At 61.0% G+C, this 19012-nt stretch carries 14 protein-coding genes and 1 pseudogene; 9 read left to right on the forward strand and 6 right to left on the reverse strand.

From position 1 onward, the window contains the following. Nucleotides 1–50 precede the first annotated feature (50 nt). Complete coding sequence (locus APR53_01280; GenBank protein KQC03313.1) at nt 51–1391, reverse strand: adenylosuccinate lyase; 1341 nt, start codon at nt 1389–1391, stop codon at nt 51–53. An 81-nt stretch (nt 1392–1472) separates the two neighbouring features. Next, complete coding sequence (locus tag APR53_01285) at nt 1473–3167, reverse strand: hypothetical protein (GenBank protein KQC03282.1); 1695 nt, start codon at nt 3165–3167, stop codon at nt 1473–1475. Nucleotides 3168–3323: 156 nt separating this feature from the next. On the opposite strand from APR53_01285, the gene APR53_01290 reads away from it, so the two are divergent. Together APR53_01290 and APR53_01295 are read left to right on the forward strand one after the other, a co-directional pair. Further along, on the forward strand, nt 3324–4622 hold the full coding sequence (locus APR53_01290; protein KQC03314.1) for a hypothetical protein: 1299 nt from the start codon (nt 3324–3326) through the stop codon (nt 4620–4622). Nucleotides 4623–4688: 66 nt separating this feature from the next. Then, nucleotides 4689–6926, forward strand: a complete 2238-nt coding sequence (locus tag APR53_01295) for a hydrogenase expression protein HypA (GenBank protein KQC03283.1) — start codon at nt 4689–4691, stop codon at nt 6924–6926. A gap of 281 nt (nt 6927–7207) precedes the next feature. Here the strand turns inward: APR53_01295 and APR53_01300 are convergent, their stop codons facing one another. Continuing rightward, nucleotides 7208–8269, reverse strand: a complete 1062-nt coding sequence (locus APR53_01300) for a magnesium transporter (protein KQC03284.1) — start codon at nt 8267–8269, stop codon at nt 7208–7210. A gap of 133 nt (nt 8270–8402) precedes the next feature. Then, nucleotides 8403–9296: pseudogene (locus APR53_01305) on the reverse strand. Nucleotides 9297–9398: 102 nt separating this feature from the next. Between APR53_01305 and APR53_01310 the strand changes: the two are divergent. From APR53_01310 to APR53_01330, 5 genes are read left to right on the forward strand one after another with little or no spacing between them, the layout of a single operon-like run. Then, entirely contained in the window at nt 9399–11405 is a 2007-nt protein-coding gene (locus APR53_01310; GenBank protein ID KQC03285.1) for a helicase, read from the forward strand. Continuing rightward, the gene (locus tag APR53_01315) at nt 11393–11833 is read left to right on the forward strand and encodes a cysteine methyltransferase (GenBank protein KQC03286.1); all 441 of its coding nucleotides are present in this window, start codon (nt 11393–11395) and stop codon (nt 11831–11833) included. The genes APR53_01310 and APR53_01315 overlap by 13 nt, the downstream gene beginning before the upstream one ends. Before the next feature lie 40 nt (nt 11834–11873). Further along, nucleotides 11874–12800 carry a 2-dehydropantoate 2-reductase gene (locus tag APR53_01320; protein KQC03287.1) on the forward strand — a complete coding sequence of 309 codons (927 nt, stop codon included), beginning with the start codon at nt 11874–11876 and terminating at the stop codon, nt 12798–12800. A gap of 6 nt (nt 12801–12806) precedes the next feature. Next, nucleotides 12807–13412, forward strand: a complete 606-nt coding sequence (locus APR53_01325) for a molybdopterin-guanine dinucleotide biosynthesis protein A (GenBank protein KQC03288.1) — start codon at nt 12807–12809, stop codon at nt 13410–13412. A 3-nt stretch (nt 13413–13415) separates the two neighbouring features. Further along, complete coding sequence (locus tag APR53_01330) at nt 13416–13901, forward strand: 50S rRNA methyltransferase (protein ID KQC03289.1); 486 nt, start codon at nt 13416–13418, stop codon at nt 13899–13901. A 36-nt stretch (nt 13902–13937) separates the two neighbouring features. On the opposite strand, the gene APR53_01335 is transcribed toward APR53_01330, so the two are convergent. Both APR53_01335 and APR53_01340 read right to left on the reverse strand, forming a co-directional pair. After that, nucleotides 13938–14702, reverse strand: coding sequence for a dihydroorotate dehydrogenase (locus APR53_01335; GenBank protein ID KQC03290.1), 765 nt, complete (start codon nt 14700–14702; stop codon nt 13938–13940). Continuing rightward, nucleotides 14695–15582, reverse strand: a complete 888-nt coding sequence (locus tag APR53_01340) for a dihydroorotate dehydrogenase (protein KQC03291.1) — start codon at nt 15580–15582, stop codon at nt 14695–14697. Before APR53_01340 ends, APR53_01335 begins: the two co-directional genes overlap by 8 nt. Before the next feature lie 50 nt (nt 15583–15632). Between APR53_01340 and APR53_01345 the strand changes: the two genes are divergently transcribed. Next, on the forward strand, nt 15633–16502 hold the full coding sequence (locus APR53_01345) for a lactate dehydrogenase (protein KQC03292.1): 870 nt from the start codon (nt 15633–15635) through the stop codon (nt 16500–16502). Further along, the gene (locus APR53_01350) at nt 16499–18916 is read left to right on the forward strand and encodes a DNA polymerase (protein ID KQC03293.1); all 2418 of its coding nucleotides are present in this window, start codon (nt 16499–16501) and stop codon (nt 18914–18916) included. Before APR53_01345 ends, APR53_01350 begins: the two co-directional genes overlap by 4 nt. The last annotated feature ends 96 nt before the right edge of the window (nt 18917–19012 follow it).

Below are 19012 nucleotides of genomic sequence, written 5' to 3' on the forward strand. Positions count from 1 at the left end.
TTCTGAATTTTCCTTAAAAAAGCAGACTTCCGCCTTTTCAAAAAAAGTGGTTATCGGGTGAGCGGAGTGAGTTTTTCAATCACATCCGCAACCTGCAGGACCGCGGTTCCGATATACCGATCCGAAACAAGCAGCGATTCAAGTTCATCGCGGCTGCACAACGCGGCGATCCCGGCATGGCCGGACAGAACCTCTGCAAGCGGCTTTTCCTCGGAAAGTGCCTGCATGCTTGCGACACGCACGATTTCATGCGCCGTCTGCCGGTCCATGCCGCGTTTGGTAAGCTCTATCATCACCGATTCAGCCATATTGACGCCGTGAAGCAGGTTTAAGTTTCTCCGTATATTCTCCTCCCGGATCACAAGACCGTCTAAGACGCGGATCATCACCCGGAGGATGTGATCGGTAAGGATCGATGCCTCGGGAAAGAGGACGCGTTCCGCGGATGAGTTCGTAAGATCGCGTTCGTCCCAGAGAAGATTATTCTGGAGCGCGGGTTCGACGCATGCACGGACGATACGCGCAAGGCCGCATACCTGCTCTGATTTTATGGGATTTCGCTTGTGCGGCATCGTGCTCGATCCCACCTGCCGTGCACCGAACGCCTCCTCGAGCTCCCCGATCTCCGAACGCTGCATCATGCGTATTTCAAGCCCGATCTTATCAAGTGTTGTCGCCACGTTTGCGCAGAACATGAAGTACTCTGCATAGCGGTCGCGCTGGACAAGCTGGTTGGAGACATCCACGGCAGTGAGGCCGAGCCGCTCCATCATCGTTGCCATAACACGGGGGCCCGCCTCCCCCATAGCCGCCTGCGTGCCTACCGCTCCCGTCATCTGGCCCACTGCCGCCCGCGGACGCAGCTGCCCGAGCCTTTCTAAGTGGCGGCCGACTTCAGAAGCCCAGATGGCAAACCTGAGACCGTATGTCGTCGGGACCCCGATCTGGCCGTGTGTCCGGCCTGCACAGACAAGCGCCTTCGTCTCTTCGCTCCTGCGGAGAAGGACAGCGAGCAGGAGTTTCAGTTTCTCTTCGAGGAGGACAAGGCTCTCACGGATCTGGAGGCCGGTCGCCGTGTCGAGGATGTCGTTCGACGTGGCGCCGTAATGTACCCACCGTCCCGAATCGCCGCAGACTTCTGCAATTGCGCTGACAATCGCCATCATATCGTGGTGGATCTCATCCTCTATCGCCTTCGCCCGCTCCAGCCGGGCGAGGCCTGCCTTTTCTCCGATCTCGTCCGCTGCATCGACCGGAATGAGGCCGTGCACGCCTTCCGCATAGGCCAGCGCCGCCTCGGCCGTTACGATGCAGGCAAAGCGGTTTTCCTCGTCCCAGACGGCACGCATCTCCGGCGTCCCGTACCGGAAGTCAATGGGATGAATCGCCATGATCATAGTTATAGGCGCCCCGAAGATTAAATACCGGGGGGCGGCACCGCTGCGAAAGGCCGGGAAGAGCGGTCCCCGGAGTTATTCGCGCCCTTCCGGCATGCCCGTCATCACCGCGTAGGCACCCGCCCCGCCCCCGATCTTCAGGAGCTCGAAGGACCATGCGACGCGGTGCCGCCGCCCGTCGCGGTCGATGACCTCGACACCAGCCCGAAGCGATCCCCCGCCGGCACGAAGATTCTGCATCACGGCAAGTAGCCGGTCGGCCTCTCCGGGCGGGACGACCGTTTCGAAGGCCGGACGGCCGACCACCTCGTCGGCGGCATAGCCGGTCAGCGCCTCGCACTGCCGGTTGAACCTGACAATCCGCCCTCCGGCATCGATCACCATGACAAGCGCGCCGATCGCGTCCAGGATCGCTCCGGCAAAATCACGCTCACTGACCAGTGCATGCTCCAGCCGCAGATGCTCGAGCACCCGGCCAAGGCGCAGGGCGACCGTATCGATCAGCAGCCGCTCCTCCGAAAGAAACAGCTTTCCTCCCGGGGGCACATCCGTATCATACCACATCTCGATCGTACCGTTCGGGGGGAGGGGGACCGCAAGGCGGGCTGCCGCGTTCTCCGGCGACTGTGCGCCGAAAACCCGCTCCCCGATCGTTATCCGGGCAGCGGCATGCGCTGCGTGCTGCAGCCCCGAGGTGAGGGCCTCGGCGACGCCCTCCAGCAGCACCCGCTCGTCGTCCGCACTGCCGATGAGGCTCGAGATGCGGTAGAGGCAGCCCAGCTCCCGCACCCGTTTTTCAAGCTCACGGGTCCGGTTCCGGAGGGCTTCCTCCATATGTTTCCTGGGCGTGATGTCGTTGCCGACGCAGAGCACCCCCGACGGCGCGCCGGTCTCGTCGAGGATGGCCCGGTTTGTCCACCGGATCCAGACCTCCCGCCCATCTTTGGTGATATTGGTGTTCTCGTTCTGCGCGTACCGCGCGGGATCCGCACAGAGCTCCGCGATCATCGTCTGCAGATCGCGCCCGGACAGGTCAACCGGGGGGACGATCGTGCCGATCACGCTTCTGCCGAGGAGCTCGTCCCGGGAAAAGCCGAAAAAACGCACTGCATACTCGTTTAAAAATGTCACATGGCCGGCCGGGTCGAGTTTCAGGATGATCGCGTCGGCGAGCTCGACGAGATCGCGATAATTGTGTTCGCTCTCCTGCAGGGCGCGAAGCGCCTGTTTTTCGAGGGTGACATCGATCAGGAGGAGGACGTACCCGGCGCTGCCGTCCTCGAAGGCGGTGGCGATGGTCCTGATTTTCAGGTAATACTCCTGCCCCCGTACCACGACATGCGCGTCCTCCAATCCCGGTTTCTGATCGAGCGTCGGGGCAAGATCATCGAAAAGATCATGCAGCGCCGGTTCGGGAAACGGCAGCTCGAACAGGTCGCGGCCGACGACATCGTCAGCAGAGAGCCCGAAAAAGGCGAGAGCGGGCCTGCTGGCCTGCATGACGCGGTGGTCGCCGTCGAGGATCACGATCATCTCGTTCATTTCGGAGATGAGGCCTGCAATCGGGCACCGGTGCGACTGCGTGTAGACCTTCGCCATACCGTATGTGCGCATCTCCACCTGTCCCGAGACATGCAGGATATCCATATACCTGCCCACGGAATGCATGTTTTTCCCGAGCTCACGGGATATCTCCGTGATGCTCATGCCCTGCGGGTGCTCCCGGAGCAGCGTTTTGATCCGGTTCAATTCCTCGACGATCCTGCCCATTCACATACCTCTTGCTATCTACCGGTTAAATAGGTTCTCTTGTTTGTGACCGTTATCTGTCTCAAACATGTGTAACAATTATTTGTAACAAATACACATAATATTTTTATAGTAATAAATCATTTCATTGATCACATGAGGAACATCATGTCGAATATGCATCTCCCCCTCACCGCCGGCACTGTCGCCCTGCTCTGCATCATGCTGCTGTGCCTTGCGGCGCCCGTCGCCGCCGGTGACAAGTACCTCTACGGCGCACCCGATCTCGCGGCATCGGTCGCCGGCCCGAATGAATTCGCTCCGGGCAAAGAGATCAGCATTCCTGTGCGGATTGAGAACCGCGGCCTCAACGCGGTCAAAATCGCCCAGTCTTCAATCATCAGCCGCGACGATCTTCCAAATACCGCAAAAATGGTGAGCGCACGCTTAACGGCCGGAGAATCACCGGTGACGGTGAAAAGCGACCGGCAGATGATCGGTGACATCGTCGGCGGGGCGGGCCAGACCGTCACCTTCCTTGCCCGCACCGGCGACAACGCTGCTGCCGGCGAAGTTTCGATGGCACTCGTGCTGGAGTACACCTACCTTGCCAGCGCCGAACAGTACGGCGCGGACACGATCGTGTACCGCTACGCAACCACAACCGAGACAATTCCCGTCACCATCCGGATCAAACCTGCGGCTGCTATTTCCATCGATGCCGTCAGCACAGAGAGTATCAACGTCGGCACCGAGGGGTACCTCTCGCTGACGGTCCGCAACAGCGGCACGGAGACCGCAAAAGCAGCCGTCGTCGTGATCGAACGCAACGGCAACAGCCCCCTCATCCCGACCGACAGCAGTGTTTTCGCGGGCGACCTCCCCCCCGGCGCGTCGGTGCCGTGCACGTTTAAAGTCTCGGTCGCCACCACCGCAGAACCTCAGACCTACCCCATCGATCTCCGCCTCCGGTACGAGAACAGCGACGGTGTCGTTGTCCTCTCCGATGCGGTCACCATCGGAATCACTGCCGGTGGAAAGAGCACCTTTGCCGTCTCGCCGGTCAGCGAGAGCATCGCACCGGGCGAAACCCGGATCATCGAAGTTGCATACACCAATACCGGTGCCGCCACCGCCTACCGTGCACAGGCACGCATCTCCGCGGTCGATCCCTTCACCAGCAGCGATGACACCGCCTATCTCGGCGATCTTGCCCCGGGAGAAAGCGCCAACGCCCGCTTTGAGGTGGCGATCGACACAGGCGCAACCGAGAAGCAGTACGGCATCGATACCGAGGTCCGCTACCGAGACGCGCTCGACAACAGCCAGATCTCCGACACCGTCAAGATAGAAGTCGACATTGCCGACAACGGCGGCGGGGCTTCGGCACTCCTCTCACCCCTGGCTGCAGGCTTCCTGCTGATCGGATGCGTCAGCTCCGCGTACTACTTCCTGCGGATCCGGAAGCGGGCATGAAACCGGAACGCACTGCAGCGGGGCTTCCTCCCGCCGCACATTCCCTGCACCTGACGGAGTAATCCCATGGGATCACCGTTTTTCTCTCTTGCCAGCGCCATCAACCGTTATCCCGGCATCATCGCGCTGCTGGTATGCTGCGTTGCCGCCGTGGCGCTGTACGGCACCACGCTGACGTCGATGGAGACGGGATACGACACCTACGTCGACACCAGCTCCGAGCGGGGCATCCTGCTTGCACAGTATTCCGACACCTTCCTCTCCGACGCTATCATGATCCTCGTCGAAGGGGACGATGTCACCGATCCCGCCGTGATCGCCTACCTTGACCGCCTTGCCCGCGACTGCGCAAACGAACAGTATGTCAGCGGCATCACCGCCCTTTCCGATCTTCTTGCGGCTGCAAACGGCGGGACGCTGCCCGTGTCCGATGCGGCGATTACCGCGGCCGCCGGACAGCTGCCGCAGGAGACGCTCTCCCTGATCCTGCCGTCCCCCTCGATGACGATCATCGTGGTTACCCCCGAGCCGGGCATGTCGCTTGCATCGGAGGAGGCGCTGCTGAAAGCCCTCGAATCTCGCATCGCGCTTGCAGATACGCCGCCCGGCTTCACGGCAAGCCTCACCGGCTCACCAGCCTTCGAAAGCCAGATGAGCGCCGAGATGGGTTCGTCGATGGGCACGCTGATCCTGGCAGCGCTCGCCCTGATGGTCGTCGCCGTCGGCCTGCTCTTCGGGCATGTGCGGTACCGGCTCCTTTCGGTTGCCATCGTGGCAACGGGCCTTGTGTTCACGTTCGGGTTCATGGGCCTCGCCGGCATGAAGATCAACATGGTGACGATCGCCGCATTCCCGGTGCTCATCGGGATCGGCATCGACTACGCCATCCAGTTTCACTCGAGATTCGACGAAGAGGCCCGCCAGGGATCGCTTACCGACGCCGTCGCCGCCACCATCACCCGGTCGGGGCCCTCCGTGCTGTACGCGATGCTCGCAACGTCGATGGGATTTCTCGCCATGTGGATCTCCCCGCTGCCGATGATCCGGAGTTTCGGCATGGTCTGCGTCATCGGCGTCGTCTCCTGCTACCTTGCCGCCCTGATCATCGTGCCGACCGCAGGCACCCTGCTTTCCTACCGGCCCCGCCCTGCTGCCACCGGAGACAGCCCCCTCCTGCTCCGATACAACGCCGCCATCGGCACTGTCGTCGAAGGGGTTGCGAAAAACCCCCTCCCTGTACTGCTGGTCTGCAGCCTAGTCGCGATCGCCGGCATCCAGATCGACAGCACGATCCCTGTCAATACCAACGAGAATACCTTCGTCCCCGCCGACATGCCCGCCAAAGTGAACCTGGACAAGGTGGTCCGGACCATGGGCCCGACCTCGACCGTCCCTGTCTACGTGCGGGGCGACGGCGTCGTGTCCCTTCCCGGTCTTTCGTGGATGCATGACTTCCAGGTATACGAGGAGGAGCACAACGCCAAGATTACCGGTTCGCACAGCATTGTCACCGAAGTCCTCATCGTGACGGGCGGGACGATGCCGGAGAGCGAAGCGGCGCTCGACGAGGCGCTCGCCGCCATCCCGGCGGAGACCGTGGCCCGTTACGCTGACGGCAGGACCTCGGCGGTGATCGAGTTTTCAATGGTCGAAATGGAAAACGAGGTCGCCATGTCGTTCATCGACGGCCTGCAGCGCGAGATTGCCTGGTTCCAGCCGCCGCCCGGCATCACTGCCACCATCACCGGCGAGGGCGAGATGTTCACCAACCTCATCCGGGAGATCCGCGAGGGAAAGACCACGATGACACTCCTGGGCTTTTCGCTGATCTTTCTCTTCCTCTTTGCCGTCTACAGAAAAGCGAAAAAGGCGGCAACGCCGCTCGTGCCGATCGTCCTCATCATCGGGTGGAACGGGGTGATGATGTACCTCCTCGGAATCGAGTACACCCCGATGACCGCGACCCTCGGATCGATGACGATCGGGGTTGCCTCGGAGTATACCATCCTGATCATGGAACGCTGCTACGAGGAGCGGGCACGGGGGCTCGCGCTCATACCCGCCATCCGGGCGAGCGTGCAGAAGATCGGGACTGCCATCACCGTCTCGGGGCTGACAACTGTCTTCGGGTTCTCGGCGCTCATGCTCTCGAGTTTCGGCATCATCAGCAACTTCGGCATCCTCACCGTCATCTCCGTCGGGTTTGCCCTGCTGGGCGCGATCCTCGTCATGCCGGCCATCCTTGCCCTCACCGCCGGTCGGGAGCATGCGGCCGGCGCCCCGGACGGGGCCGCCGCCGCATAGCACCCGTTTAATTTCATCCCCCGCCCCTTTTTTTATCCCCGGGATGACGATACCCGGTCATGCACTTCGCCTTTCACCCGTCATTTACCAGCGCCAAGGGGCAGTTCACCGTCATTGCCGCCCCTCTATCCCCCCTCCTGTCCGCGCTCGGTGCGGCGCTCTCGAAACGGAAGGCGGCAACCCGGCAATCTTTCAGGGGCTGATGCCCGTTCACCACCGGCTCCGGCTCGCAGCTCCCGAAAGCCTCCGCGGGCTTGCCCGGGCGGTAGCCCTCCTTGAGCTTATATCCACCGTTTTTTCCGGAAATAGATGATTTCAACGGCGGCAATCAGCGCCATCACCACCAGGACGGCGGGATAGCCGAACTCCAATCCCAGTTCCGGCATGTACTTGAAATTCATCCCGTACAGCCCCACGACAAAGGTGAGCGGAATAAAGATGGTGGCGATAATGGTGAGCACTTTCATGATCTCGTTCATCCTGTTGCTGATGCTTGACAGGTAGATGTCGAGCATGCCCGAGACCATATCGCGGTAGGTCTCGAGCGTATCGGCAACCTGGATAACATGGTCGTAGACATCCCTGATGTAGATCAATGTCGCCTCCGGGATCCGGTTGGTTTCACCCCGGCCCATCGCGGCGATAACCTCGCGCAAAGGCCAGATGGAGCGCCGGAGGTAGATAAGATCCCGTTTCAGGGAATAGATGGTCTCAAGGGTCTGGGGGTCGGGATCGGTGACCAGTTCGTCCTCAAGTTCCTCGATCCACTCCCCCATCTTCTCAAACACACTGAAGTATCCGTCCACGATCGCGTCAAGCATCGTATACATGAGATAATCGGGACCGAATTTCCTGATGCGCCCTTTGCCGGTCCGGAGCCGGTTCCTGATGCTCTCAAAGACATCGCCCTTCTGCTCCTGAAACGAGATGACGACACGATCCCCGAGGATAAGGCTCACCTGCTCGGCGCAGATCTCCTCGTTCCGGTCGATAAAAAGCATCTTTATGACGACATAGAGGTATTCGTCAAACTCCTCCAGTTTCGGGCGCTGAGTGGTATTGAGAATATCCTCCTGCGTGAGGGGGTGCAGGGAGAAGCGATTGCCGAGGGCCTCGATGAGATGGGTGTCCGCGAGACCGTCAATGTTGATCCAGGTGACCGACGGGGCGCTGGCACGGGTAGCCGCCACCTCGACGGAGACGTTTTGCTCTTCGGTAAAATGGTCTTCATCGTAGTCAATCACCGTGATGACCGACGATTCGGCCTTTGCCTCCCCGACATGGATCAGTGTCCCGGGCGGCAGCCCCGCCTTCGATGATGCTCTGGCGGCGTGATTTTTCACTGACGCATGCCTCCGTTTTTGGAGAGATGGGACGACCTGATATAAAAACCGGAAGGTTTCCGGGGCAGGATCAGGGAGTCTTCCCGCTCCCGGTAGGACCGACCGTTTGTTTTCCGGTAATCTCGAAGGTCGCACTTGCAATTCGGATCTGCTCCGACGACTCGACCGCCTCCAGGATGAGGCGGTTTATCCGGTCAGCCGTCGATCGGCGGCTTTTGACATCGGTCACATACCTGGGCGCAATGCTGATCCAGTTGTCCGTAACGGTAAGGAAAACGGCGGGCTCCGTCACCTTTCGGGGGAGGTAATAGATTTCGCCTATCCGGTCGATCTCCTGCTCGGCCTGTTTGGCGATCGCACCCGTTTCGTTCCTGATAATCCCCAGAAAGATATCGATGGCGCTTTTCCAGTCACTATCATAGCTGATCGGCACGACGATTTCGTCCCAGATGAAGCTGTGATCCCGGGTATAGTTGAATATCCTTGTCGAAAGGGCGGCGTTGTTCGGCATCACCACGATGCGTCCTGTCGGCTGATCACCCTGCACCCACCCTCTCATCTCCATGAGCGTGGTATTGAGAAGGCCGATATCCATGACATCGCCGAATACGCCGTCGACCTCGATCCGGTCCCCGACACGGTATACCCCGGAAACAGCGATGGCAATGCCGTTGACAAAACCCCGGAAATAGTCCTGGAGAGCAATCGCAACCCCGGCTGCGATGATACCGTAGGAGACGAGCAGGGACTGCGCGTCCGCCACCCACACCCGGATCAGGAGGACGGCAACCGTGGCGAGAAAAAGAATGGATATCGCCTTTTTAAACGAATATCGGGTTTTTGCATCCTTGATTGTCCGGTTCGCGACTCGGGCGACAATGATTTCGAAAAACAGGTACGCGACTGAAATCCAGAGAAGCGAAGAGGCAATCGGCCCTATATACATCACGGAAAACTGGCGGTCGATAAAATACAGGGCGGCGGCAGATATGAGCAGCACGAGGAAAATGCCGATTTCCCGTATCATAAGGCTCCTTATACCGTTGATTGTATATTAAGGAACAGGGAACGGTAGTGTTCGCCCCGCACGGCGATACTACAAATGCGGAGAAAGCACATAGTTACTGCGATGGATTCCCTCGACAGCTGGTTCCCGTACGACGCCTATCGTCCCGGGCAGCGCCGGATGCTGGATTTTGCCATGGAATGCGTGAGCGAAGGCCGCACTGCCATGATCGACGCTCCGACAGGGAGCGGCAAATCGAGCGTGGTTGCGGCATGCCTTGCGGCGGCACAGGGGAGGAAAGTCGTGGTCGCGGTTCGTACGGTCAGCCAGCTCGCGACATTTGTCAGAGAGATCGACCTGATCCGGAAGAAAAGGGGAGGCCTCAAATGTGCGTTTCTCATCGGGAAACGGACCATGTGCCCCATGGCTTGCGAGGGAGACGCGTACCGCGTCTGCGAGGGGCTCAAGGCGTTTTCAGCCACGCTGATGAGGGAGCGGGCGCAGAAAGGCGCCCTCGTACCGGCACAGGATCCGTTCGTCAGGCAGCAGATCGCGAGGATGTCGGCGGAAAAACCCCTGATATGCCCCTATTTCATCAGGAGCAGGGCATTTTCCGACACTGCGGACGGGCTCAGGATGATTCCCTCGGCAACCCTCCGCGCCCGTGCGGGACAGGCTTCCTCAAAACTGGTAGTGCCCGAGCGGCTCGGCGAAATAGCCGGTGACCTCTGCCCGTATGAGATTATGCTGCAGGCAGCCCGGGACGCGGATGTCGTGGTCCTGAACTTCCACCATGTCTTCAACGATGCAATCAGGGAGCAGCTCTACCAGTCGCTGGATATCGAGGCTGGAAACACCCTGCTTCTTGTTGATGAGGCACACAACTGCGGCGATACAATCCAGAGCATCCAGAGCGTTGTTCTCGACGAAAGGACTCTTGAAACAGCGTCCCACGAGCTTCATGCGATGAGGAACCGTGTCCGCGGCGCCGATGCCGTCCTCTCCCTCATCCCCCGCATCATACGGTTCCTGGATTCACTCCGGCGCTCCCGCAAGACCGAGGACTGGTTCGATCCCGCGATCCTTGAACGGGCGGTGCTCGCCGGCACGCTGTACGGCTCCCTCGGTGCGATTATCGACGATCTGCTGCGAATCGAGGAGACGCTCCGCGAAAAGAACCTGAAAGCGGGCGATTTTCGCGAGTCAGCCGTGGAACGGCTGGCGGCATTTTTCAGGCAGCTCTCGGAAGCAACCACCGACAGGGCATATCTGACCCTCTACCGGATCGACGGGGAAGAGGTCGCCCTGGAGGTGCGGAATATCGATCCCTCGGGAACGATGACCGGTGTTGCGGGCGCCCACGCCGCCTGCGTGCTTATCTCCGGCACGCTCTCGCCGGTGGAGAGCTACCGCCGCCTGTATTTCGAATCGTCTGATATTGCCACCCTCTCGCTCCCGAACAGTTTCCCGAGGGAGAACCGCCGGATTGTATGCGCGACCGACATCACCTCCGCATACAGGATGCGCGGCGATGCCGGGCACACCGCCCGCGTCCACGACTACATCACGACGTTTTCCCGGCTTCCCGGAAACCTTGCCGTCTATTTTCCGTCCTATGAGATGCTCAATACCTACACTGCGGACATTCCTCCATTACTCAACGGAAAAGAGGTTTTTTGCGAGGCCTCGTCGGCATCCGAGGCCAACACAAGCCTGCAGACATTTCTCTCCCTCCCCTCCCGGGGACGGTGCGGGATCCTCTTCGGCGTATGCGGCGGGAAATGGAGCGAAGGGCTTGATTACCGCGGAGAGATGCTCTCGGGCGCCTTTGTCATCGGGCTTCCTCTCGCACCCTACACTGATGTACGGCGGATCATCATCCAGTACTTCCGGCGGAAATTCGGGCCCGAAGGTGAGTTCATCTCCTATACGCTTCCCGCAATAAACCGGGCGCTGCAGGCGCTGGGACGGGTCCTCAGGACACCGGAGGATACCGGGATGCTGGTAATCGGCGAATGCCGGTTCCTCGAATCCGGTGTGCGCCGGGGCCTTCCCCCGTGGATGCAGGAGGAAATGGATTCCTGCACCATCGCATCTTTTTCCCGGGAGTTAGAGGCATGGCGCTCGTAGAAGGGGCATGCAGGTTCGGGCTCTGGTGGGTGCACGTAGCATGGTCGGGCAGTGTCATCCACCGCGTGCGGTTTGCCGCATCAGACAGGGAGGGACCCGTTCCGGAACCCCTGCGGCGATATCTCCGTGGCAGGGGGACGGATCTCTCCATGCTCTCGACACCCGCGACCGATGACGGCGCCCCGTACGCAGCTATTTACCGGGCGGTGCGGACGGTGCCGTACGGGAGTACGGCCACCTACGGAGAGATTGCCCGTGCGGCAGGCACCCACCCCCGGGTCGTCGGAATGGCGATGAAACGGAATCCCGTTCCCCTCGTCATCCCGTGTCACCGGATCGTTGCCGCCGGGGGGATCGGCGGATTTTCTTCGGGGATTGCACTGAAAGAGGCGCTGCTTGCCATGGAACGGGAAAAATGCATTATATAAGCCTGAAGTCCGTATACTCTATTCACGGGGAGAGAAAACCATGAGGATCGCGGTAGTGGGCGCCGGAGCGGTGGGGCTTTCGGTGGCGGCACGGCTTTCATTGGTCTGTGATGTCTATGCGGTCTCGCGGAGACGGCACGCGGAGGCGATTCGCCGGAGCGGATTTGTGATGACCGGCATCTGGGGCGAGGGGACGTATCATTTTCCCTGCGGGGAGTCCCTGCCTGAAGATTCCGGCTTTGACTATGTGATCGTGACGGCAAAATCGCAGGATACACGGGCCGTCTGTACGCAGTTCGCCACCGTATGTTCGGATACGGAGGTCGTCAGCCTCCAGAACGGCATCGGAAACGAGGAGATCATCGCGGAGTATACCGGCCGGGTGATAGGCGGAACGATCATCACCGGATTCGAATGGAAGGGCGACGGGCAGGTTCATGTCTCCGTCGAAGCCGGCCCCATACGCCTCGGACGGTTTCCCTCCGGGACGGACGGTGCCGTTTCGGCCCTCGTGGAGATATTCAGGGCCGCGGGCATGAACGCGGAGGAAAGCAGGGACATCAGGGTGGATCTCTGGGGCAAGACGCTGTACAATGCCGCCCTCAACCCACTCGGCGCGATCATGGGTGTGCCGTACGGCGACCTTGCCCACCCGGCGGCATGGCGCATTATCGAACAGGTTGTCGCGGAGGCGTTTGCCGTCGCGGCTGCGGACGGCGTCCGGCCCGCCTGGGCAACCCCCGACGAGTACCTGGCATTCCTCAGGGACGTGCAGCTGCCTGCAACCGCTCTCCACCATTCATCGATGCTGCAGGATCTCGAACGGGGGCGGCCGACGGAGATTGCATCCTTAAACGGTGCGATTGTGGCAAAGGGACGGCTTCACGGCATACCCGTTCCGGTCAATGCTACCCTCGCCGATCTGATAGCGTTTCGTGAACACCAGATATCCGCAAAGCCCGGGTGACCGTCAATGCCCGGGCGTACAGCAATTATTCTCGTCGGCGGAGAGGCGCGTCGTGCCGGAGGAAAGGAAAAATATTTCTTCAGTTACCAGGGCGAGACGTTCATCGACCGGCTCGTGTCCGCGCTTCGCTCGGTGACCGACGAGATTATTGTCGTCGCAAAAGATCCGGACCAGTGCCGCCGGTTCCTCCATATCAACGGCGTCGCCGTCATCCCGGACGAGAGGACGGGAATCGGACCCATCGGAGGCCTGCATGCAGGCGTGCTGGAGGCGCACGGCGACCTCGTCTTTGTAGCGGCCTGTGACATGCCGTGCATCAATCCTGCTGTTGTCGAGCTCCTTTTTTCCCTCATCGACACCTATGATGCGGTAATCCCCACGTGGAACATCTCGATGCTCGAACCTCTCCATGCGGTATACCGTCGAAGCGCCCTCATGACGTACCTCAAGGACCATACCTCGCTGTCTCTCCGCGATATGGTACGGTCGCTGTCGCCCCGGTATATCCATGTCGATATGCTGCGTCCCATTGATCCCAACCTGAAAACCTTCACCAATATCAACGATCTCGAATCCCTCCGCCGGATTAACGGCAACAGTGAGGAGGAATGAGGTATGGCAGTGCGCATCCGCGTGCTCGCGATCGGTAAGATCAAAGAGGGATATCTTCGTGAAGCAGTAGCTGAGTATAAAAAACGGCTTTCCGGGTATGCCGGCATCACCGTTACGGAATATCCGGACGAGCCGATCCCGGGAGCACTGACAGCGGGGGAGCATGCCCGGATCCTTTCCAGAGAAGGCGATCGCGTCCTTTCGGATATCTCACCCTCCGACATGGTGGTCCTGCTCGATTGCGCAGGCACGCAGTGGTCTTCGGAAGAGCTTGCAAAAACGCTCGCGGAGCTGACGATCTCGGGGAAGAGCCGGTTCGCATTTATCATCGGCGGAACACTTGGCGTCTCCCCCGCCCTCAGGGAGCGGGCGGACTTCAGGTGGAGCCTCTCCCGGGCAACTTTTCCGCACCAGATCGTCCGCCTGCTCGTGCTCGAGCAGTGCTACCGGGCGATGCGCATCAGTCGCGGCGAGACATACCACCGGTAAGCCGGAAAAGACCGGATCGGTAAAAGGAAAGAGTAGTCAGAAACGCTTTTTCCGGCCGCTTGCATCGCGGGCGTATGCACCGAACTCGCTCTCCAGCAGGAGATCCCCGGAAAAGACCGGGCCGTCGCGGCAGACACGGAGCCCGGAGGGATCGATGCAGCACGAACCGCAGATCCCCACGCCGCACTTCATATACCGGTGCAGTGAAAACTGCCCCCGGCCGGCAACCCCGGCGGCATCGAGCGCTCTTAGCACAGCCACCATCATCCCCTCCGGCCCGCAAACACAGATGGCGTCGTACGCGGCCGGATCGAGCTTGGCAAGGAGGCCGGTGACAAAACCGTGATGCCCGGCGGTGCCGTCGTCGGTCGCAATCCGCACATCCGTGAGTGCCGGAAGCGAATCCCGGAACACGAGCTCGTCCCCGGTCCGGGCACCTAGCAGAAACGTCTCCGCACTCCCCTCCCGGGCAAGCGGCAGGAGCGGTGCTGCCCCGATGCCCCCCGCAACCGCAAGGATGCGGCCGGAGGCCGTAAATCCGTTCCCGAGCGGCCCCCGGATACCCAGCATGTCCCCTTCCCGGAGGTCAAACAGGGCCCCCGTCGCGTCGCCCACCTTCTGGACCGTGATGCTGCTATCCGAGGAGAGGGCCATCGGAATCTCATCCACGCCCGGCACCCAGACCATCGCGAACTGTCCGGGCCGTGCACGAAACGCTTTCCCGAAGAAGAATGTCCGGACCGTAGGAGTCTCCTCCACGATGCGGGTGACGGTCACCGGCACGGAGGGAATCTCATGCATGGGCGCACCCCACAATCTCCTCCGCCGGAATGCCGTCATCCGCATAGAGCTCCGCGGCAATCGCTCCGAAGATCCCCGTTCCGTCAAGGACGGCACTCCCGATCTGCACGGCACTCGCGCCCGCCATCATCATCTCCACGACGTTGTCCGCCGTTGCGACGCCTCCGCACCCGATGACGGGGATGCGGCAGGCTTCATAGAGCTCGTAGACGCACCGGACGGCAACCGGGAAGATTGCCGGCCCGGAGAGCCCGCCGAAGCCGTACCCGAGCACGGGGCGCCGGAGTGCGGTCGAAATCCGCATCGCTTTCAGGGTATTTACCGCCACGACCGCCGTGGCGCCGCCCCGCTCCGCAGCCCTGCCGCATGCGGCGATATCGGTCACGTTCGGGGTGAGTTTCACCCAGCAGGGAGCCCCGGTTGCGGCCACGGCACGGGTGCATGCCTCGACACGCGCCGGATCCGCTCCGAGCGCCGCTCCGTACCCTTCTGCATGCGGGCAGCTGAGGTTCAGCTCGAATCCGGCCGCCTGCCCCGCGAACCATGACGCCACCTCCGCAAACTCGCCGGGATTTCCGCCGAAGATGCTTACGACCACCGGCTCGCCCCAAAGACCCTCCATTTCGTCCTCAAATTCGCGGGACGGGTTCGGGAGCCCCATTGCGTTCATCACCGCACCCTCATACACCGCCACGCAGGGACCGGGATGCCCGTCTTTCGGATACGGGCCGATGGATTTCGTCACTACCCCGCCGGCGCCTTCGCGGAGCATCCGGGCAAGCGACGCTCCGGTCGTCCCGAGCACGCCTGCGGCCAGCACGAGATGATTGCGGAGCGTCACCCCCCCGACGTCCACCGGACCGGATTGAAGCCGCACCATTCCGATAAAAATTGTAGTTATTTATTATTAGCATACCCATAGTTATCCGCATGACAAGTCTCTCCGTGATGGGTGTGGGACGCGTCGGGGGCGAAGTGGCATTTCTCGCTGCTGCCACCGGCCTCGTCGACGAGCTCAATCTTCTCGATACGTATACCCCCCTCCTTGGGGCGCAGGTGCTCGACCTCCGCCACACCGGCCTCGACATCACCATCACGAGCGACCCGGACGGCATCCGCGACACGGACATCTTTGTCTTTACCGCAGGCACACCCCGAAATCCCACTATCCGCACCCGGGCGGACCTTTTCGGGGCGAATCTCCCGGTCGCCGGCCTCTGCAGCAGGTACCTGGAGGAATTTAAGGGCGTGGCTATCACCGTCACGAACCCGATGGACGCAAATACCTTCTACCTTCAGCAGGCATCCGGCCTCGACCGGAACCGCGTGATCGGTTTCGGGGGACAGCTCGACAGCGCACGGTTCAGGGAATTCCTGGCCGACAGAGGCTACGATGCGGACGAGGCGTGGGTGCTCGGGGAGCACGGGGAGCATCAGGTGCCGCTCTTTTCCCGGCTCCCGTTCACGGTCCCCGACACGGAGCAGGACGAGATCCTTCAGGAGATGCGGCAGGCGAGTATGCAGGTCATCCGGGGCAAAGGCGGGACGGTCTTCGGGCCCGCATTCGGAATTGTGCGCCTTATCCGGGCAATCATCGGGAACGAGCGGGTGATCCTGCCCTGTTCCTGCGTGCTTGAGGGTGAATACGGCGAGGAGGGCGTTGCCGTCGGAGTCCCTGCGGAGATCGGGAGCCGCGGTATCGAATCCGTCATCGAAATCGATCTCTCTCCCCGCGAAGCGGAGCAGTTCCGTGCCGCGGCGGAGAGCATACGGTCACTCTGCAGGAAGGCTGGCCTGTGACTGCCGGGGAAGAACCGCTGAGGATCGCCGTCAATCAGGTAGAATACAGCACCACCCCCGAAGGACCGCTGATCCATCTCTTCGGCCGCCGGGAGACCGGCGAGGCGGTGCACGTGGAAGTCAGCGGATTCAGGCCGTATTTCTACGTCCCCCTCGATCAGGCCAGGGATGTGCCGCTCCCGGGGAGTGCGGAGGCAGACCTCTCCCGGCGGTACTGGTCTATCCGCGGGGAGGAGCTCCGGCGGATTTACACGCTGCGGCCGACGGATGTGCGCGATGTGCGGGAGAGATACATCCATTTCGAGGCGGATATTCCGTTTGCCACGCGGTTTATGATCGACAAGGGGATCACCGGCGGCGCGATCGTTCCCGGCACGATCGCAGGCGAAGAGGAGGTCCGGCCCGCGGTGGTCACGGCGCCCGCACGCCTCTGCCTGATCGATATCGAGTGCGAGGACGAGAGGGGATTTCCCGATCCTGACAGGGACCGGATCATCTGCATCACGGGCCATGACTCCTTTGAGGATGCCTACACCACGTTCTACCTCAATGCACCGGGTAATGATCCGGGTACGATAGAGCTCCATCACCGGGGCGATCCCGACAACCCGTGCTTCCGCGAGGGCACTCATGCCGTCTGCATCTTCGAAGACGAAAAGAAGATGCTGTCCGCATTTGCCGACTACATCACCGAAACGGACCCCGATATTCTGAGCGGCTGGAATTTCACCGAGTTCGATATCCCGTACATCGTCCGCCGGATGGACGTGCTGGGCCTGCGCCCCGATAAAATGGCCCGACTTCCCGGACAATCGGGACGGAACGCCGTGCGGGGGCGGTCGGTCTTCGACCTGCTTTCCGCATACCGGAAGATGCAGGGGAGCCAGAAAGAGTCGTACCGGCTCGACGCGATCGCGGAAGATGAGCTCGGCATCCGCAAAATTCGGTACGCAGGTTCGATCAGCGACCTCTGGAGGCATGATCCGGCACGGCTCATCGAATACAACCTCCGCGATGTCGAGCTATGCGTGGCAATCAACACGAAGAACAGCATCATCGATTTTTACCGCGAGATCGCCCGCTATGTCGGCTGCCCCCTCGATCGCACCCTCAACTCCTCGAACGTCATCGACATTTACATTCTCAGGAAAGCGTTCGGCACGTTCGTGCTGCCTTCGAAGGGATTTGCCGATGCCGAGGAGTTCGAGGGTGCGACGGTCTTCGATCCCACACGCGGCGTGAAGGAGAACGTAATCGTCCTCGACCTCAAATCCCTCTACCCGATGGCGATGATGACCATCAACGCGTCGCCGGAGACGAAGGACCCGGACGGCGAGCTGTGCGCCCCGAACGGCATCAGGTTCCGGAAGTCACCGGACGGGCTTACGCGGAGCATCATCGCCGAGCTTCTCGCCGAGCGCGACGATAAGAAAGAGCTCCGCAATACATTCCCGTACGGGTCGCCCGAGTACAGGCTCTACGATATCCAGCAGAACGTGCTGAAGGTAATCATGAACACCTACTACGGCGTCTCCGGCTACGCAAGGTTCCGCCTGTACGACCGCGAGATCGGATCGGCGGTCACCTCGGTCGGGCGGGCGATTATCGAACACACGAGAACGGTGATACAGGAGATCGGATACACCGTCCTCTATGGCGACACGGACTCGTGCATGGTGCAGCTGCCCGCCGCCGATCTCGATGCCACGATCCGGACCGCCCGCTCGATCGAAGAGCGTCTGAATACGAGTTATTCGGGTTTCGCCCGCGACGTGCTGGGTGCGGAGAGCCATTACTTTTCCATCAAGTTCGAAAAGGTGTACAGGCACTTCTTCCAGGCGGGAAAGAAGAAACGGTACGCAGGCCACCTGATCTGGAAAGAGGGAAAGGAGGTCGACACGATCGACATCGTCGGATTCGAGATGCGGCGGAGCGACTCCCCGCAGATCACCCGCGACGTGCAGGAGCGGGTGATGGGGCTCATCCTCAGGGGCAAGGACCTCGCCGACGTGAGAGCGTATCTCTCCGCTGTCATCCGGCGGTACCGGCGCGGCGAGTACCCTCTCGACGAGGTGGGGATTCCCGGCGGAATCGGCAAACATCTCGACACCTACGAGACGAAGGACGCCCACATCAGGGGAGCCTTCTATTCGAACGAATACCTGGGCACCGATTTCAAGCGGGGAAGCAAGCCGAAACGGCTCTATATCAAAACAGTAACGGCACGATACCCGAAAACCGACGTAATCTGCTTTGAATACCCGGACCAGGTTCCGGAGGAGTTTGTGGTCGACTGGGAGACGATGCTCGACAAGACGCTGAAACAGCCGATCGCCCGGATCATCGAGGCCGTCGGGTGGAAATGGTCGGATATGGACCCGACCCGCACCACGCTCTTCGATTTCGGGATGTAGCGGTGAGGGGCCGCGATCCCGTCGCTACAGCCGAAGAAGCGCCGGATGGTGCCGGGTTCCGGCCGAAGCCCGTTCCCGGACCGGGGCTGACGCACG

Source organism: Methanoculleus sp. SDB (assembly GCA_001412355.1).
Lineage (GTDB): Archaea > Halobacteriota > Methanomicrobia > Methanomicrobiales > Methanomicrobiaceae > LKUD01.

Excerpts from the sequence above, each read along its gene's own strand:
- APR53_01280 (KQC03313.1), bottom strand. The coding sequence starts at position 1,391 with ATGGCGATTCATCCCATTGACTTCCGGTACGGGACGCCGGAGATGCGT.
- APR53_01285 (KQC03282.1), bottom strand. The coding sequence starts at position 3,167 with ATGGGCAGGATCGTCGAGGAATTGAACCGGATCAAAACGCTGCTCCGG.
- APR53_01290 (KQC03314.1), top strand. The coding sequence starts at position 3,324 with ATGCATCTCCCCCTCACCGCCGGCACTGTCGCCCTGCTCTGCATCATG.
- APR53_01295 (KQC03283.1), top strand. The coding sequence starts at position 4,689 with ATGGGATCACCGTTTTTCTCTCTTGCCAGCGCCATCAACCGTTATCCC.
- APR53_01310 (KQC03285.1), top strand. The coding sequence starts at position 9,399 with ATGGATTCCCTCGACAGCTGGTTCCCGTACGACGCCTATCGTCCCGGG.
- APR53_01315 (KQC03286.1), top strand. The coding sequence starts at position 11,393 with ATGGCGCTCGTAGAAGGGGCATGCAGGTTCGGGCTCTGGTGGGTGCAC.
- APR53_01320 (KQC03287.1), top strand. The coding sequence starts at position 11,874 with ATGAGGATCGCGGTAGTGGGCGCCGGAGCGGTGGGGCTTTCGGTGGCG.
- APR53_01325 (KQC03288.1), top strand. The coding sequence starts at position 12,807 with ATGCCCGGGCGTACAGCAATTATTCTCGTCGGCGGAGAGGCGCGTCGT.
- APR53_01330 (KQC03289.1), top strand. The coding sequence starts at position 13,416 with ATGGCAGTGCGCATCCGCGTGCTCGCGATCGGTAAGATCAAAGAGGGA.
- APR53_01335 (KQC03290.1), bottom strand. The coding sequence starts at position 14,702 with ATGCATGAGATTCCCTCCGTGCCGGTGACCGTCACCCGCATCGTGGAG.
- APR53_01340 (KQC03291.1), bottom strand. The coding sequence starts at position 15,582 with ATGGTGCGGCTTCAATCCGGTCCGGTGGACGTCGGGGGGGTGACGCTC.
- APR53_01345 (KQC03292.1), top strand. The coding sequence starts at position 15,633 with ATGACAAGTCTCTCCGTGATGGGTGTGGGACGCGTCGGGGGCGAAGTG.